The sequence below is a fragment of the Pseudomonas sp. KU43P genome (assembly GCF_033095865.1).
Classification (GTDB): Bacteria; Pseudomonadota; Gammaproteobacteria; order Pseudomonadales; family Pseudomonadaceae; genus Aquipseudomonas.
In genome coordinates this window covers 4,915,439-4,929,329 of sequence record NZ_AP019365.1, presented here as the reverse complement: position 1 = coordinate 4,929,329, position 13,891 = coordinate 4,915,439, and the positions used below count along the sequence as shown (strand labels likewise).

The window sequence follows — 13,891 nt, the reverse complement described above, 5'->3', positions numbered from 1 at the left end:
GGGCACTTCATGCAAAATCGAATCGGCGCACAAAAGGGGCTTTCCCTTAATGATCCACGTGTGCGCGCGTGGTTGTTTCAGATTCTCACGATCATCTTCGTGGTGGGGCTGGGCTGGTACCTGTTCCACAACACTCAAACCAACTTGCAGCATCGGGGCATCACCTCCGGTTTCGACTTCCTCGAGCGCAGTGCCGGCTTCGGCATTGCCCAGCACCTGATCCCCTACGTGGAGTCCGACAGCTACGCGCGGGTGTTCGTCATCGGCCTGCTCAATACCCTGTTGGTTACGTTCATCGGCGTCATCCTGGCGACCATTCTCGGCTTCATCATCGGAGTGGCGCGGTTGTCACCCAATTGGATGATCAACAAGCTGGCGACGGTCTATGTCGAGACCTTCCGTAACATTCCGCCGCTGCTGCAGATTCTGTTCTGGTATTTCGCCGTGTTCCTGACCCTGCCGGGGCCACGGGGCAGCATCAATATCGACGACACGTTCTTCATCAGTAACCGTGGCCTGAACATGCCGGGTGCTTCCATGGCCGATGGCTTCTGGCCGTTCGTGGTGGCGCTGGTGCTGGCGTTGGCAGCCATCGTGGCGATGGTGCGTTATGCCAACAAGCGCTTCAACGAGACGGGTGAGCCGTTCCACAAGTTCTGGGTCGGCCTGGCGCTGCTGCTGGTGATTCCGGGTGCGTGCGTGCTGCTGTTCGGCAGCCCGGTGCACTGGGAAGTGCCGCAACTGAAGGGCTTCAACTTCGTAGGCGGCTGGGTGCTGATCCCCGAACTGCTGGCACTGACCTTGGCGCTGACCATCTATACCGCCGCGTTCATCGCGGAAATCGTGCGCTCCGGCATTCGTTCGGTCAGCCATGGCCAGACCGAAGCCGCACGCTCGCTAGGCCTGCGCGAGGGCCCGACCCTGCGCAAGGTGATCATCCCCCAGGCCCTGCGGGTGATCATTCCGCCGTTGACCAGCCAGTACCTGAACCTGGCGAAGAACTCATCGCTGGCGGCCGGTATCGGCTACCCGGAGATGGTCTCGCTGTTCGCCGGTACCGTGCTCAACCAGACCGGCCAGGCCATCGAGGTGATTGCCATCACCATGAGTGTCTATCTCGCCATCAGCATCAGCATTTCGCTGCTGATGAACTGGTACAACAAGCGCATTGCGCTGATCGAGCGGTGAGGATACGCCCGTGAATGCCCATGTTTTCAAACCTGACATGCCGCCACCGGTGAAGACCGTCGGCGTGCTCGCATGGATGCGGGCCAATCTGTTTTCCAGCTGGCTCAACACCCTGCTGACCCTGTTCGCCCTGTACCTGGTGTGGCTGATCGTGCCGCCGTTGGTGCAATGGGCGTTCATCGATGCCAACTGGGTCGGCACCACCCGCGCCGACTGCACGAAGGAGGGCGCCTGCTGGGTGTTCGTCCAGCAGCGCTTCGGCCAGTTCATGTACGGCTACTACCCAGTCGAACTGCGCTGGCGCGTGGACCTGACCGTGTGGCTGGCGGTACTCGGTGCCGCGCCGCTGTTCATCAAGCGTTTCCCGCGCAAGGCTATCTACGGCCTGGGCTTCCTGGTGCTGTACCCAATCCTGGCCTACACCCTGCTGCACGGTGGTTACCTGGGCCTGGACACGGTCCCCACCAGCCAGTGGGGCGGGCTGATGCTGACCTTGGTGATCGCCACCGTGGGCATCGTCGGTGCCTTGCCGCTAGGCATCCTGCTGGCCCTCGGGCGGCGTTCGCGCATGCCGGCGGTGAAGGTGGTGTGCGTGACCTTCATCGAGTTCTGGCGCGGCGTGCCGCTGATTACCGTGCTGTTCATGTCGTCGGTGATGCTGCCGCTGTTCCTGCCTGAAGGCATGAGCTTCGACAAGCTGCTGCGAGCGATGATCGGTGTGATCCTGTTCCAGTCGGCTTACATCGCCGAAGTGGTGCGCGGCGGCCTGCAGGCCATCCCCAAGGGCCAGTACGAAGCTGCTGCGGCCATGGGCCTGGGCTACTGGCGCTCGATGGGCCTGGTGATCCTGCCGCAGGCGCTCAAGCTGGTGATCCCCGGCATCGTCAACACTTTCATCGCCCTGTTCAAGGACACAAGCCTTGTGATCATCATCGGCCTGTTCGACCTGCTCAACAGCGTCAAGCAGGCCGCGGCAGACCCGGCCTGGCTGGGCATGGCTACCGAGGGCTATGTGTTTGCGGCCCTGGTGTTCTGGATTTTCTGTTTCGGTATGTCCCGCTACTCCATGCACCTGGAGCGCAAGCTGGACACTGGCCACAAGCGTTAGGAGTTTCGAAATGAGTGAAGCGATCAAGCAGCCTGCCGGCCCCGAAGGCATCATCCAGATGCAGGGCGTGAACAAATGGTACGGCCAGTTCCATGTGCTCAAGGACATCAACCTGAACGTGCGCCAGGGTGAGCGTATCGTGCTATGTGGGCCGTCCGGCTCGGGCAAGTCCACCACCATCCGCTGCCTCAACCGGCTGGAAGAACACCAGCAAGGTCGCATCGTGGTCGATGGCGTGGAGCTGACCAATGACCTCAAGCAGATCGAAGCGATCCGCCGTGAGGTGGGCATGGTGTTCCAGCACTTCAACCTGTTCCCGCACCTGAGCATCCTCGAGAACTGCACCCTGGCCCCCATGTGGGTGCGCAAGATGCCGCGGCGCAAGGCCGAGGAAATCGCCATGCACTACCTGGAGCGGGTACGCATTCCGGAGCAGGCGCACAAGTATCCGGGGCAGTTGTCCGGTGGCCAGCAGCAGCGCGTGGCAATTGCCCGCGCACTGTGCATGAAGCCGAAGATCATGCTGTTCGACGAGCCGACGTCGGCGCTCGACCCGGAAATGGTCAAGGAGGTGCTGGACACCATGGTTGGCCTGGCCGAAGACGGCATGACCATGCTCTGCGTGACTCACGAGATGGGCTTTGCCCGCACCGTGGCGAATCGAGTGATCTTCATGGACAAGGGGGAGATCGTGGAACAGGCGGCGCCGGATGATTTCTTCGACCGGCCGCGCAGTGATCGGACCAAGTTGTTCCTGAGCCAGATTCTGCATTGATGCTGTTGGGGCCGCGTTGCGGCCCATCGCCGGCAAGCCGGCTCCCACAGGTACTGCACCGCCCTTGAACCCTGTGCAACCCCTGTGGGAGCCGGCTTGCCGGCGATGGGCTGCAAAGCAGCCCCTGCTTTACTTCTCTTCCTGAGCCGCAGCCGGCGCCGGCGGCGGCCGCAGCCCCACCTCGGCAACCAGCTTCAGCTGCTGCCCATTGCGCATCACCTCGATGGTGATCTTCTCGTTGGGCTTGATCCGCGCCACCTGGTTCATCGACTTGCGCCCATCGCCTGCGGGCTCGCCGTTTATGCTCAGGATCACGTCGCCCAACTGCAGCCCTGCCTTCTGCGCCGGCCCATCGCGGAAGATCCCCGCCACCACGATGCCCGGACGCCCTTGCATGCCAAACGACTCGGCAAGCTCCTGGCTCAACGGCTGTACCTCGATGCCCAGCCAGCCACGGATCACCTGGCCGTGCTCGACGATCGACTTCATCACCTCCAGCGCCAGCTTGACCGGGATGGCGAAGCCGATGCCCTGGGAGCCGCCGGACTTGGAGAAGATCGCCGTGTTGATGCCGACCAGATTGCCATTGGCATCCACCAGCGCACCGCCGGAGTTGCCCGGGTTGATTGCGGCATCGGTCTGAATGAAGTCTTCGTAGTTGTTCAGGCCAAGCTGGTTGCGGCCAGTGGCACTGATGATGCCCATGGTCACGGTCTGGCCGACACCGAAGGGGTTGCCGATGGCCAGGGTCACGTCGCCGATATGGATGTTGTCGGAGCGGCCGATGGTGATCGCGGGCAGGTTCTTCAGGTCGATCTTCAGCACCGCGAGGTCGGTCTCGGGGTCGCTGCCAATCACCCGGGCCAGCGTCTCACGGCCATCCTTGAGTGCCACCACGATCTGGTCGGCGCCGCTGGTGACGTGGTTGTTGGTCAGCAGGTAGCCCTCCGGGCTCATTATCACCGCCGACCCCAGGCTCGACTCCCAGCGCCGCTGCTTGGGCAGGTTGTCACCGAAGAAACGGCGGAACTGCGGGTCTTCGAACAGCGGGTGGGCGCTCTTGTTGACCACCTTGGTGGTGTACAGGTTGACCACCGCCGGCGCGGCCAGGGTCACGGCGTCGGCGTAGGACACCGGGCCCTGCATGATTTTCGTGGTCTGCGGTGCCTGTTGCAGGTTGACGTCCTGGCTGGGCAGGCCGACCCACTCCGGGAATCGCTGGATGATCAGCATGGCGATCAATACGCCGGTAAGCAGGGGCCAGCCAAAATAACGCAAAGCCTTGAACATGAACGAATCCTGGGAGTGGGCAAGGGCCAGATCAGCGCGCCAGAGCGCGAACGCGCGCGATCATACACCGGTTTCCCCAACGCCGGCGACGGCCCATAATGGCGGCCATTATACGGGCGTTGTTCCCGTTGAACGTGCAGATTTCGAGGAGATTTTCCATGGCCGTCGCCCTCAATACCCTGGTCGAGGAAGCCGAGCGCTACCTGGGCAGCGCGAAGATCCAGGATTACTGCCCCAATGGCCTGCAGGTCGAAGGCCGGCCACAAATCAGCCGCATCGTTTCGGGCGTTACTGCCAGCCAGGCGTTGCTGGATGCAGCGGTCGAGGCCCAGGCCGACCTGGTGCTGGTGCACCATGGGTATTTCTGGAAGGGTGAGAACCCGTGCATCACCGGGATCAAGCAGCGCCGCCTGAAGACGCTGCTCAAGCACGATATCAGCCTGCTGGCGTTCCACTTGCCCCTGGACGTGCACCCGGAGGTGGGCAACAACGTGCAGTTGGCGCGTCAACTGGACATCACCGTGGAAGGGCCGCTGGACCCGGCAAACCCGAAGGTGGTGGGCCTGGTCGGTTCCCTGGCCGAGCCGATGACCGCGCGCGATTTCGCTCGACGGGTGCAGGAGGTGATGGGGCGCGAGCCGCTGCTGGTCGAAGGCGATGAGATGATTCGCCGGGTCGGCTGGTGCACCGGTGGCGGGCAGGGTTATATCGACACCGCCATCGCTGCCGGGGTCGACCTGTTCATCAGTGGCGAGGCGTCCGAGCAGACGTTCCACAGTGCCCGCGAGAATGGCGTCAGTTTCATTGCCGCCGGGCACCATGCCACCGAGCGCTATGGCGTGCAGGCGCTGGGGGATTACCTGGCACGGCGATTTGCCTTGGAGCACCTGTTCATCGATTGCCCAAATCCGATCTGACCGCAAGGGCCCGATCGCCGGCAAGCCGGCTCCCACTGATACACAACAGGTTTCACGCCTTGTAGAGAATCTGTGGGAGCCGGCTTGCCGGCGATCGGGCCGCAAAACGGCTCCAAATCAGCCAAACCCCCAGTCATATCGTTAGACTTTTTCGATCTAGCCCGCCTCCTAAATAGAATCAGCTGCTGTGATAAAGTGGCTCGCTCGAACACGGCCCGCAGGCCGTCCATAAGATCGTTTTTCGTGAGTAGCCATGGTCGACAAACTGACGCACTTGAAACAGCTGGAGGCGGAGAGCATCCACATCATCCGCGAGGTGGCCGCCGAGTTCGACAACCCGGTGATGCTGTACTCGATCGGCAAGGATTCCGCCGTGATGCTGCACCTGGCGCGCAAGGCCTTCTTCCCGGGCAAGCTGCCGTTCCCGGTGATGCACGTCGACACCCAGTGGAAATTCCAGGAGATGTACCGCTTCCGCGACAAGATGGTCGAGGAAATGGGCCTGGAGCTGATCACCCACGTCAACCCCGAGGGTGTGGCGCAGGGCATCAACCCGTTCACCCATGGCAGCTCCAAGCACACCGACATCATGAAGACCCAGGGCCTCAAGCAGGCGCTGGACAAGCATGGTTTCGACGCCGCCTTCGGTGGTGCGCGCCGCGACGAAGAGAAGTCGCGGGCCAAGGAACGCGTGTACTCGTTCCGTGACAGCAAGCACCGCTGGGACCCGAAGAACCAGCGCCCAGAGCTGTGGAACGTGTACAACGGCAAGGTCAACAAGGGCGAGTCGATCCGTGTGTTCCCGCTGTCCAACTGGACCGAGCTGGACATCTGGCAGTACATCTACCTCGAAGGTATCCCGATCGTGCCGCTGTACTTCGCCGCCGAGCGTGAAGTGATCGAGAAGAATGGCACCCTGATCATGATCGACGACGAGCGCATCCTTGAGCACCTTTCCGAGGAAGAGAAGGCGCGCATCGTCAAGAAGAAGGTGCGTTTCCGTACCCTGGGCTGCTACCCGTTGACGGGTGCGGTCGAGTCGGAAGCCGAGACCCTGACGGACATCATTCAGGAAATGCTCCTGACCCGTACGTCCGAACGCCAGGGCCGTGTCATCGACCACGATGGCGCCGGTTCCATGGAAGACAAGAAACGCCAAGGCTACTTCTAATTTCAGGGTTACTCCATGTCGCACCAATCTGATCTGATCAGCGAGGACATCCTCGCCTACCTGGCCCAGCACGAGCGCAAGGAACTGCTGCGTTTCCTGACCTGCGGCAACGTCGACGACGGTAAGAGCACCCTGATCGGGCGCCTGCTGCACGACTCGAAGATGATCTACGAGGACCACCTCGAGGCCATCACCCGTGATTCGAAGAAATCCGGTACCACCGGCGAAGAAGTCGACCTGGCGCTGCTGGTCGATGGCCTGCAGGCCGAGCGTGAGCAGGGCATCACCATCGATGTGGCCTACCGCTACTTCTCCACCGCCAAGCGCAAGTTCATCATCGCCGACACCCCGGGCCACGAGCAGTACACCCGCAACATGGCCACCGGTGCTTCGACCTGCGACCTGGCGATCATCCTGGTCGATGCCCGCTATGGCGTGCAGACCCAGACTCGCCGGCACAGCTACATCGCTTCGCTTCTGGGCATCAAGCACATCGTCGTCGCGGTCAATAAGATGGACCTCAAGGGCTTCGACGAGCAGGTCTTCGAGTCGATCAAGGCCGACTACCTGAAGTTCGCCGAAGCCATCAACCTGCAGCCATCGAGCCTGCACTTCGTGCCGATGTCGGCGCTCAAGGGCGACAACGTGGTCAACCGCAGCGAGCGTTCGCCGTGGTACACCGGCCCTGCGCTGATGGAAATTCTGGAAACCGTCGAAGTGTCGGCCGACCGCAACGTCACCGACCTGCGTTTCCCGGTGCAGTACGTCAACCGCCCGAACCTGAACTTCCGCGGTTTCGCCGGTACCATCGCCAGCGGCGTGGTGCACAAGGGCGACGATATCGTGGTATTGCCGTCGGGCAAGAGCAGCCGGGTCAAGTCCATCGTCACCTACGAAGGTGAGCTAGAGAACGCCGGCCCAGGCCAGGCCGTGACCCTGACCATGGAAGACGAGATCGACATCTCCCGTGGCGACCTGCTGGTGCACGCCGACAACGTTCCCCCGGTAACCGACCAGTTCGACGCCATGCTGGTGTGGATGGCCGAAGAGCCGATGCTGCCGGGCAAGAAATACGACATCAAGCGCGCCACCAGCTACGTGCCGGGCTCGATTGCTAGCATCACCCACAAGGTGGATGTGAACACCCTGGAGCAGGGCGCTGCCAGCGCGCTGCAGCTGAACGAGATCGGCCGCGTCAAGGTTGCCTTGGATGCTTCGATCGCTCTGGACGGTTACGACAGCAACCGCACCACGGGTGCCTTCATTGTCATCGACCGCCTGACCAACGGCACCGTCGGTGCCGGCATGATCATCGCCCCGCCCGTATTGCCGCATGGCAGCACCGGCCAGCATGGCAAGCAGGCTCACGTGTCCACCGAAGAGCGCGCCCTGCGCTTCGGTCAGCAGCCGGCCACCGTCTTGTTCAGCGGCCTGTCCGGCGCGGGCAAGAGCACCCTGGCCTACGCTGTGGAGCGCAAGCTGTTCGACATGGGCCGTGCGGTGTACGTGCTCGATGGCCAGAACCTGCGCCACGACCTGAACAAGGGCCTGCCTCAGGACCGCGCCGGCCGCACCGAGAACTGGCGCCGCGCCGCCCATGTGGCGCGCCAGTTCAACGAAGCCGGCCTGCTGACCCTGGCCGCCTTCGTGGCCCCGGATGCCGAAGGCCGTGAGCAGGCCAAGGCACTGATCGGCAAGGAGCGTCTGGTGACCGTTTACGTCCAGGCTTCTCCGCTGGCCTGCCGCGAGCGTGACCCGCAAGGCCTGTATGCGGCCGGTGGCGAGAACATCCCGGGTGAAAGCTTCCCGTTCGATGTGCCGCTGGATGCCGACCTGGTGATCGATACGCAGAGCACCAGTGTTGAAGAGGGTGTGAAGCGGGTGCTGGATGTGCTGCGTCAGCGTGGTGCGATCTAAGCGCTGGTGCTGTATGAAAAACCCCGCTTCGGCGGGGTTTTTATTTGGGCTCGGCACGATGTTTTTTGCGTTCATGAGATCGAGCGCCGGCACAAATCCCAAGACAGGCATCAAGCGCTTTATTGACAGATGGACATATTGACAAGTTGACACGGTTTTTGGCTCAGTCTAGCCTGTCCACAGAGGGGCGATTCAGGCCCTGAGGAGGCGCCATGACGACTGCTGCACACAACGCTACCCACACACCTATCGCTCGCCTCGAGGCCGCAAAAGCTGCACTCAGGGAGCGCTTTGAGGAGCATCTTGCTCGTGCATCCGACGCGGTAGTGCTCAAGGCGGTGGAGCTTGCGGACGAAAAGGCGTTCGCCGCACTGGCCAAGGTAGGCGTCGACTCGAAGCGCAGTGTCGCAACGCGCAACCAGGAAGCCATGGCCAGGATGAAAGCGCGTGCATTCGAGCGTGTCGCCAGCCGTTGCGAGTTGCTGGACGCTAAAGCGGCTTACGAAATACTGGGGATAACGAAACAAGCGCTGAGCCAGAAGACCAAGGCTGGCAAGCTGCTGGCTTACACCAATAAGGGTAACCGCCGAAAATTCTACCCAGCGTTTCAGTTTGCCGAAAACAAGCCAAGGGCGGTTGTGGCAAGCCTGATCGAGTCACTCGGTGTCGACCCGTCCGATACTGAGGCCATGAATTTTCTGGTGCAGCATCTGGTCGGCAAGATGGACTATTCCGATCCTGGTGAACCGAGCAACGAAGTTTCACGTTTCGACGTGCTGGACGACAGCGATGCCCTGGAAATCATCAAACGTGATTATGCGAATGCCTTAAGCGCAGGCCAGTGATAACTGGGGGCTCATGGGAAGCCCGGTTCGAGTGCACCTACTCCAGCGCTACGCCCAAGCTGTCCAGAAACTCTACTGCCGTTTCACCATTCGATAGCACCGCCTCCATCACACGCTGGTGGTTGATGGCGTTGACTTGGGTTGGGCGGCCTTCGAATAAAACCAGATTGCATCCTTCCATGGTGCCGGTCACGGTATAGACCGCTGACTGATAAAGCAGCCCGTCGATTTCTCCCTGATGCATGCACGCCTGACTGAATTTCTGGGTAAGCGCGTAACCCTGCCTACCTTGACCCTTGGCCTGCACGATATCCCGCACTTTGTGATGAGTGGCCCGATTCGCCAGGGCGGCTACGTCCACCACCTTCAACGTGCGCGCAGCCTTGAGTTGATGCAGCGAGGACGCTTCGAGTCGTGAAAGGCGCACGGGTTGATCGTCGACACCTTGACCGGGCTGGAAGGTCTCGGCCACCGCAACTGCTGCGGTAAAGCCGAGGTAGTAGACGCCGATCTGTTTGGCTGGGTCAGCGTAACGGGTATCGGAATCTGCTCGGTAGTTGACGGGGTTGTCATCGTACCGAGACGGTTGAACGCGGTGTAGAGCCGTGCCAGCGGCTATCTGCCGTATCAGATCCGGGTATTTTCTCAGCGTTTCCAGCACTGGGCCGGCAACGTCGTTGTCGTGTTGCGTAACCGTGCTAGTCATGAGGTCTCTCCAGCCGTTCGCGCTAATGAGTGAAGAAGCTGGCAAGTCGCCGTGTGAACCGCCTAGCCTTTCTTGGGCTCGACGGATTGGAAGTGCTGGTCGTAGTCGCTTTGCCTTTCACACCCTTGTTTATAAGGGTCCATGTCACAGCCGAATTTCAGATCTTGTTGGTTAGGCAAAAGAAAGAATTTGCCATCAACGCAGCCGGATAGAAGCAGTGCCAACACCCATAGAGATTTTTTCATCGCTCATCCTTGAACAGGGGCATTCCCTTCGATTTTCGCCAGGCCATGATACGTGCGATCACGTGCTCCGCGCAGCCTTCCTGCGGTTTCCTCGGGTAATAGATCAGGTCCGATCCATCCGGGTGCTCGGCCATTTCAATGAAGTGCTCCAGCAAGCGATCCTGCCAGGCCGAGGTGCCAGCGGCTTTTAGCAATTCTTCCACGACGGCATTGAATTCGGCGTAGGTGTAGTCAGCCAGGCTGCGCTTTTTGCTGATCACCAGGTCACCTCCGATGACAGTGCGTACTGCAGGGCGCTCATCATCCTCAGGTTGTCCGCTTCGTACGTGGCGCCACCGAGTTCAGGTGGGTCGAGGTGGCAGATTTGGTAAGAGCGAAGGCCTCTTGCGGTTTCTGCGAATGGGGCGCGCAGTGGCCAGCCTTTCTTGATGCGGTTGAGTTGGGAACCGATGAATTGCTGCGAGTAGACAGGGTCTTCGGCGATTGCCATCCAGAAGGCTTGGGAGAAGTCGTCGAAATTATCGAAGGTCTGCTTGGCCATTTTCCTTGCAATGTGGTCTGGGAGGTGGGCAGCCATGTCAGCGTACTCTCATGAGGGGGGGTACTTAGATCATCGCTTTGGTCGATTGGAATGAAAAAATTCTCAGTGCCGATGTGGAAGTGAGGCTTTTTCTACTGGCTAGTAGGAATTTTCCTTGATGACATTGGTCTCGTGTAACCAGCCGGTCACCCCGCTGAAGCGGGGCTTAATCCTCGGTTAGCTTTAAGTCTGTACTTTTCTGTATCAGGTTAGGTTGCTGGCTTCTTGATCCATCGAAAATGTTGTTGATAATCCATCTGTCTTTCGCATCCCTGCTTATATGGATCCATGTCACATTTGAATTTAATGTTCTGTCGATCAGGAAGAAGTATAGGCATCTCGCCACTGCATCCAGATAGTAAGAGCACAATCATTGCAGTCAATTGTTTCATGTCGTCAGTTCGGGGAAACCCCGCTGTATTAGGGTTTGTATTTCAGGGGACTTTGAATCCAGGCCTTCCATTGGCAGCACGCCACTTTTTGACAATGCTCAATACTGCTTCAAGCTCACCTTGATCGTCGCTTTCTGGCCAATAGATCAGGTCTGTTCCGCTAGGATGCTCCGTCACAGTGGAAAAATGACTGAGAAGAGGCGCAAGAATTTCATCTGGTTCTTCGGCGTTAGCACGGTAAATTTCTTGTAGGAATTCGATGAATTCGGACTCAGTGTAATCGCTGTAATTGTTCTTCATTATCATAGTTTGTCTCCATAGTGAATTTTCTGATGTGCTGACGGAGTGACGATTCTCAAGTTATCGATGTCATATACAGCGCCACCCTCACTGATTGGGATTACATGGTGCAGGATAAAACTCTTGTGCAGGCTATAAGCGTCAGACTCTCGTACACTTGGCGCATTTCCTTTTTCACGCATACGAATGAGATTTTGCTTGGCGAATTGTTTTGACAGCTCAGGGTCATTCGCCACTGCTCTCCAGAAGTCTATCCTGAACGCGTCAAAATCTCGGTACTCCTTTCCTTGAAGCAAGTCGGCGATGTGCTGAGGTATTAGGGCACCAGCGTTGCGTGTCTCTTCACCAAGCCATACACCGGCCAAAGGTGCGCCAATCCCGCTGACAACTCCGGGCTCATAACGCGGGCTTTTGAACACCACCAGAATAGGCGGCAATCCCGAGTCGATCGGGAAAGTGATAATTAGCCGTTCTTGATCCAGCAGATCCAGAGCAGGGTAGCTTTCGGACTCAGTGTTTACAGGGGTAAGGCTGCTGCCGGTGTAAACGACTGTGGCCGGTGGAGCGGGTGGCAGGCTAGTGGAGCTACCTACTTCTGCCCCCGGAGCGCTTGCTGGTGTCCATGTCAGGATCCGTTGGGGGTTGTCCAGTGCAAGGCTGTAGACCTGTCGCTCGCTGTCGAATGTGGTCGCGCGGACAGCTATCGGCTTTCCACCAGGTAATACGTACAACTCCAGTTCGTTCTCGTCTTCACTGCCCGCAAGCAAGTACGGCACGTCGACGCTAGTGGAAGACGTGGCCAGGGCTACAAGGTCAGGTCCTCCGGGTGGCGAAAGGCTGGAAAGTGGCGTGCTGATCAGATAGCGGCGTTCCGCGTTGCCAAGTGTTGATGGCCAAGCTGCCGTCAGGATCGCAACGGCCAACTGGGGGATGGTGGCAATTGCTGCTGTGGCCATTCGACTTGTGGCGGCAGTGATCTCTTCCAGTAGAGCAGCGGAAGCGCTCTCGGCAATCGCGAATGTGGCAGCACCTATCGGCGTGATGGCCGGTACTGAAGAGGAAATTCGGACATCGGTGATGTAGCTGATGCCCTGACGTTCTGATTCAAGTCGCTGACGTTCAGCCTCTGCAGCCAGCCGCTCGGCCTCAGCTTGTAGCCGTGCGACTTCTTCTGCAGCCAATCGCTCGGCCTCAGCTTGTAGCCGAGCGGCTTCTTCTGCAGCCAATCGCTCAGCCTCGGCCTGTTGCCGTGCAGCTTCCTGAGCGGCTGCCAGTTCCGCCGCATACCGCGCTTGCAGCCGTTCGACTTCAACGGCTCGCTGCGCCAGGTTATCCATTGCAGCACTGAACCCTTGCAGGTAGCGGATGGACTCGGTCAGGGCAAGTGCGCGGTGATAGTCCGCCCAGAGCGGTCCAGCTCGGCGTGTTGCCTGCTCATTCACCAGATGCTGCAGAGCCTCGGTTTGCGGCTTGGACAGCGGCCCAACAATCTCCGGGTTGGACTCGCTGAAAGCCGGTACTTCGGCCTGTTTTGTCGCTATGAGTGCATGGGTGGCATTCGCATAGGCCGACAGTTGCTGGGTGAGGGTGTCAGTCTCCTGGAGTGGGGCTGCCTGAATTAGCTGATGCTGTAGGAAGTTGGGCAGGCAGTTGAAGCAAGTCTGCTGCTCCAGTTGAATCTGTTTGACTCTGCGTTCAATCGCGCTCCTCAGGTCAATGGTGAGTTGCTCAAGTTCAGCCTTGTCTACTTGATGGGCCAACCCTGGCAGCATGCTCGCCAATGCCTGATATTTTTGCGCGGCTATGTGCAACTTATAGGCAGCATCGACCGATGCATCGAATGTTCCCCAAACCCGCTGTCCCCATTCTTCGGCTGTGCCAACGAGTGGGTAAGCCCCCTCATCACTCAGTCGGGTGGCAAAGGAGTCATATCGCTTATAGAAGGGAACCGCACCGTAGAACCCGGTTGCCGTTGGCAAGGTTTGCAGGTAGTCGGCACGCTTTCGTTGCAGATTCTCGGTGGTCAGTTGTTGCTGTAGTACAGCAAGCTGAGAAGGGCTACTTGCTGCTGCGCTCGCCTGTTGTTCAATCGCCGCGAGTTCAGCTTCGATTTGTGCCGGGAGTTCTTGAAGCACGTGTGCATATTGGTTTTTGTAATGGCTATGAGTGCCGTTATGTTCTTCTCCAAAAACCGTACGCCAGCCTTTTTCGGGCGCAAATCGGCTCGGCCCTCCGGTACCTCGTGGTCGCCCTGCATCCAGGCCCCATCCGCCGTAGCCGGGCCCACCACCGCCAGCTACAGGTGTAAGCGGTGTCCTGTCAGGTTCGTTGGGGCTGACCCATGTGGCTTCGAGAAAAACCGGGGCCTGAACCTGCGTGCGTTCCAGATATACAGTTTGCTTTTGAGCCATGTAGTCATCCTCCTGGTCGCTACATGGCAAGCGTGCTCCAGGCAAT

At 59.4% G+C, this 13,891-nt stretch carries 13 protein-coding genes; 7 read left to right on the top strand and 6 right to left on the bottom strand.

The window, feature by feature from the left end:
- The first annotated feature begins 9 nt into the window (after positions 1-9).
- The 3 genes from KU43P_RS22545 to KU43P_RS22535 are packed head-to-tail and all read left to right on the top strand — an operon-like array spanning position 10 to position 3,071.
- Complete coding sequence (locus KU43P_RS22545; protein ID WP_317659708.1) at positions 10-1,188, top strand: amino acid ABC transporter permease; 1,179 nt, start codon at positions 10-12, stop codon at positions 1,186-1,188.
- 10 nt (positions 1,189-1,198) lie between these two features.
- Entirely contained in the window at positions 1,199-2,296 is a 1,098-nt protein-coding gene (locus KU43P_RS22540) for an amino acid ABC transporter permease (protein WP_317659707.1), read from the top strand.
- 10 nt (positions 2,297-2,306) lie between these two features.
- Entirely contained in the window at positions 2,307-3,071 is a 765-nt protein-coding gene (locus KU43P_RS22535) for an amino acid ABC transporter ATP-binding protein (RefSeq protein ID WP_003251792.1), read from the top strand.
- A gap of 129 nt (positions 3,072-3,200) precedes the next feature.
- Here KU43P_RS22535 and algW read toward each other — a convergent pair whose 3' ends face one another.
- On the bottom strand, positions 3,201-4,361 hold the full coding sequence (gene algW, locus KU43P_RS22530; RefSeq protein WP_317659705.1) for a Do family serine endopeptidase AlgW: 1,161 nt from the start codon (positions 4,359-4,361) through the stop codon (positions 3,201-3,203).
- A 158-nt stretch (positions 4,362-4,519) separates the two neighbouring features.
- Between algW and KU43P_RS22525 the strand changes: the two genes are divergently transcribed.
- The 4 genes from KU43P_RS22525 to KU43P_RS22510 all read left to right on the top strand — a co-directional run bounded on the left by KU43P_RS22525 (position 4,520) and on the right by KU43P_RS22510 (position 9,211).
- A complete protein-coding gene (locus KU43P_RS22525; protein ID WP_317659704.1) occupies positions 4,520-5,278 on the top strand; it encodes a Nif3-like dinuclear metal center hexameric protein in 759 nt (252 codons plus the stop codon).
- Between the two features lie 253 nt (positions 5,279-5,531).
- Positions 5,532-6,449 carry a sulfate adenylyltransferase subunit CysD gene (cysD, locus tag KU43P_RS22520; RefSeq protein WP_009684445.1) on the top strand — a complete coding sequence of 306 codons (918 nt, stop codon included), beginning with the start codon at positions 5,532-5,534 and terminating at the stop codon, positions 6,447-6,449.
- Positions 6,450-6,464: 15 nt separating this feature from the next.
- Positions 6,465-8,366 carry a sulfate adenylyltransferase subunit CysN gene (gene cysN, locus KU43P_RS22515; protein WP_317659703.1) on the top strand — a complete coding sequence of 634 codons (1,902 nt, stop codon included), beginning with the start codon at positions 6,465-6,467 and terminating at the stop codon, positions 8,364-8,366.
- Positions 8,367-8,578: 212 nt separating this feature from the next.
- Complete coding sequence (locus tag KU43P_RS22510; RefSeq protein ID WP_317659702.1) at positions 8,579-9,211, top strand: hypothetical protein; 633 nt, start codon at positions 8,579-8,581, stop codon at positions 9,209-9,211.
- 37 nt (positions 9,212-9,248) lie between these two features.
- On the opposite strand, the gene KU43P_RS22505 is transcribed toward KU43P_RS22510, so the two are convergent.
- The 5 genes from KU43P_RS22505 to KU43P_RS22485 form a co-directional block, all read right to left on the bottom strand.
- Positions 9,249-9,917: an RES family NAD+ phosphorylase gene (locus KU43P_RS22505; protein ID WP_317659701.1), complete on the bottom strand. Its 669-nt coding sequence runs from the start codon at positions 9,915-9,917 to the stop codon at positions 9,249-9,251.
- A gap of 241 nt (positions 9,918-10,158) precedes the next feature.
- Positions 10,159-10,422 carry a bacteriocin immunity protein gene (locus tag KU43P_RS22500; protein WP_317659699.1) on the bottom strand — a complete coding sequence of 88 codons (264 nt, stop codon included), beginning with the start codon at positions 10,420-10,422 and terminating at the stop codon, positions 10,159-10,161.
- Positions 10,419-10,739, bottom strand: a complete 321-nt coding sequence (locus tag KU43P_RS22495) for an S-type pyocin (RefSeq protein WP_317659698.1) — start codon at positions 10,737-10,739, stop codon at positions 10,419-10,421. Before KU43P_RS22495 ends, KU43P_RS22500 begins: the two co-directional genes overlap by 4 nt.
- A gap of 437 nt (positions 10,740-11,176) precedes the next feature.
- A complete protein-coding gene (locus KU43P_RS22490; protein WP_317659697.1) occupies positions 11,177-11,440 on the bottom strand; it encodes a bacteriocin immunity protein in 264 nt (87 codons plus the stop codon).
- Entirely contained in the window at positions 11,437-13,845 is a 2,409-nt protein-coding gene (locus KU43P_RS22485; protein WP_317659696.1) for an S-type pyocin domain-containing protein, read from the bottom strand. The genes KU43P_RS22490 and KU43P_RS22485 overlap by 4 nt, the downstream gene beginning before the upstream one ends.
- Between the last annotated feature and the right edge of the window lie 46 nt (positions 13,846-13,891).